Genomic DNA, 2961 nt, shown 5'->3' on the forward strand with positions numbered 1-2961 from the left:
CTTTCTACAGCTTATTTCTTAAGGTGTCCAAGATGGCTTTCTACAGCTTATTTCTTAAGGTGTCCTTATTTCTTAAGGTGTAAAGCTGTTACTAGCCATATTTATGGAGGTAAAGCTAGCTGTTAGTAGCCAACTTTATTATTGCTTATCTTTATTATACCACCACTTATCTTTAGCTTTAATTATGATTATCCATGATCCTCATCCTGGCTACACTCTTGACTAACTGAACTACGTAAGGCTGAGATCAATACTATGAAGGCGATCCCGCCTTTTTTTTTCGCTAGCCAGGTCGTGGTACCTCTTGGCTCGATTCGTCAGATAAAAGATTTCAGTGAATATACTTAATTGTATTTTTGTTGCAATATTTTACTTTTTTTGAGATATTAGACTTAAGGTACCTGTTGCCCCAGGGATAAAAAAGGCAACAGCTGTACTTAGGTCAGTATTGGTATGTAGATATTGATATGTAGATATCGGTATGTAGATATCGGTTCTGGCTACATCGGGATTCCTAAACAAGGGAATAAGGCATTGGCCATGATTTTTCCTCATGATCCATGTCTATCCCCCTTGCTCCCCCGTTAATTGAATAGCGTAGCCTCCGCTGCTATACCCCGTCATGACCATAGCTCTCCCCATAGGGCATAGCCCTTAGGAAGTAACCCTTAGGGATTATTGAAAAGTACTACTTTTCGTATTTCTAAGGGGTTGGGTGAAGGCTAGAGAATAAGTGTTATTGAAAAGTAGCCCTTCTCGAAAAGTAAGGGTTAACGGAGTGTATAGCAGATGTCGCAGAAGCTAGACCTTCCCGGACTCTACCAGGAGTAAGGAAGGCTATGGTAGGTCTTCTGCGAGAGTAAGCAAGTCTTACTTCCCTAGTGATGTAAATGCCATAGACTCCTCTTGTAAAACCCCTTTTAGCCGAAGGAGGTTTTACAAGAGGGTATAGGGGGGATTTAAGAGCAAGCCAAGAGGGTTACGCTATGGGCACGCTACGCCCATCAAGAAGGGGGATGCTATGGGGAGGATATGGCATAGGAGTTTCTACCTGCCTGCCGATCCAGTACAGGTGCTACCTGAACCCATACGATTTACTCGTCTCCATCAAATTCGCCATTTAAGTCCTCTCTATCTACCTACCTGAACCGCTATGCTCAGACTCATATCCGATGTCGCCCCAGAAGCTCCGTCTTTACCGCGATTGCCAGAGTTGCTAAAGCCCCTAAACAAGGAAGCACGACCACCGCTTAGCCCTACTGAAAAAATTCCCAAAGGGGAGATTCGCTCTAGCCTGAGGGCTGCAACCCTTGACGGCGTGTTTTCCACCTTCTTTTCCTGTATCACAGCTGAGGTTTTCCTCACTAACTTCTTGCTGCAACTGGGGGCTAGCAACTTTGAAATTGGTATTCTTTCAGGGATACCTCTACTGGCGAATTTTCTACAGCCTATTGGTGCTTATTTATCTGATCGATCCTACAGTCGCCACTGGTTTATCATCAAAACTTTCATTCCTTCGCGACTACTATGGTTATTTGTCCTAGTAGGCATTGGGATGTTCTGCACTGGTCTGGCTCCAGCTCATCATCTAGTGTTGTGTACACTGGCGATTAACCTGATCACTCACATTTTTGGAGCTTTGGGTAGTCCCTCTTGGTCTAGCTGGATGGCGGTGTTAGTTCCTGTTCGCCTGCGAGGGCGCTATTTTGGACTGCGCAATAGCTTTACTAATTTAACCAACCTACTTTGTGTTCCCCTACTGGGATACATTGTTTCTAACTGGCAAGGTGGGCAAATTCAAGGCTATGGCGTAATTTTGATTTTGGCTATCCTAGCTGGAATACTAAGTCTAGTCTTTCAGTTCTTTATGGTAGATATCACTCCTCAGATACCCTCAAAGAAGACTGCGAAGACTGATGAGACTACTGATGAAACCTTAGAGTCTGAGAAGCCGACGCCCTCTGATTATGCTGCCCTATTGAAAGACTCAAACTTCCTAATCTTTGTACTCTACTTTGGATTGTGGATGTTTGCCTTCACCCTCAGCGCTCCCTTTTTCAATGTTTATCTGCTCGACAATTTGGGCTTAGATGTGGGTTGGGTAACTCTCTATACTAGTCTGATGGCTGGGGCAAGTTTATTGACACTGATCTACTGGGGTAAGTTGTCTGACCTGATCGGAAATCGTCCAGTACTAGTGATGGTTGGGATTCTCCTATCCGTGATTCCCTTACTTTGGCTTGGAATCGGCAGCCCAACAACTCTCGCTCTTTGGGTTTGGCTGCCGCTTTTATTCTTCGGGACAGGTTCAGCTGCAGCAGCCATTGACCTGTGTGCCAATAATATCCAAATCGAGATATCACCAGCCCACAAACCCTCCACCTATTTTGCAGCAGCTGCAGCATCAGCCGGATTAGGGGGTGCTATAGGTAGTATGTTTGGTGGCTTTTTAGCCGAGTTGCCTCACTTCGGTGGTTTGCCAACATTATTTGCCCTATCAGCAGTGGTGCGATTGGCTACCCTTTTACCTTTGGCATTTGTCCGGGAGCCACGGGGTCGGAACCTCAAACAACTGCTGCTTCGTAACCGTGCTTGAAAAGCAATAGTTTAGTCAAGAGTTATCAGTGTAGGGTGCGTTATTAACGCACCCTAAAAGTATAGTTAAGACTTAAAGTTATTGCGTAAGTCCTCAAGTAATGACTCTTGAGAAAAGCTAAGGTTGATCAGGTTAATTTCACTTAAGTTAATTTCACTTAAGGTTGAAGAAATTTGCTAAAGCCTCAACCATCATTGGTGGCCAACGGCGGACATGCTCTACCCAGTCTAAGTCCTGGTATCGCTTGTCGAGACCAACGGCTGCCACCCAATTACTCTCAGCTTCCCCCCGTTATTAGAGTCGAACTAGGGGTTCCCCCCTAGAACTCTCCTCCAGAACCGGACATGACTGTTCCCAATCATCCA

General features: G+C 45.0%; 1 protein-coding gene. It reads left to right on the forward strand.

Annotated features, from left to right (window positions below; translation table 11 throughout):
* Positions 1-1153 precede the first annotated feature (1153 nt).
* Positions 1154-2596 carry an MFS transporter gene (locus tag F6K49_RS38860; RefSeq protein WP_293105845.1) on the forward strand — a complete coding sequence of 481 codons (1443 nt, stop codon included), beginning with the start codon at positions 1154-1156 and terminating at the stop codon, positions 2594-2596.
* Positions 2597-2961 lie beyond the last annotated feature (365 nt).

It is taken from the genome of Moorena sp. SIO3I6, assembly GCF_010672095.1.

Coding starts and splice junctions, on each gene's coding strand:
- F6K49_RS38860 (WP_293105845.1), top strand. CDS start 1,154: ATGCTCAGACTCATATCCGATGTCGCCCCAGAAGCTCCGTCTTTACCG.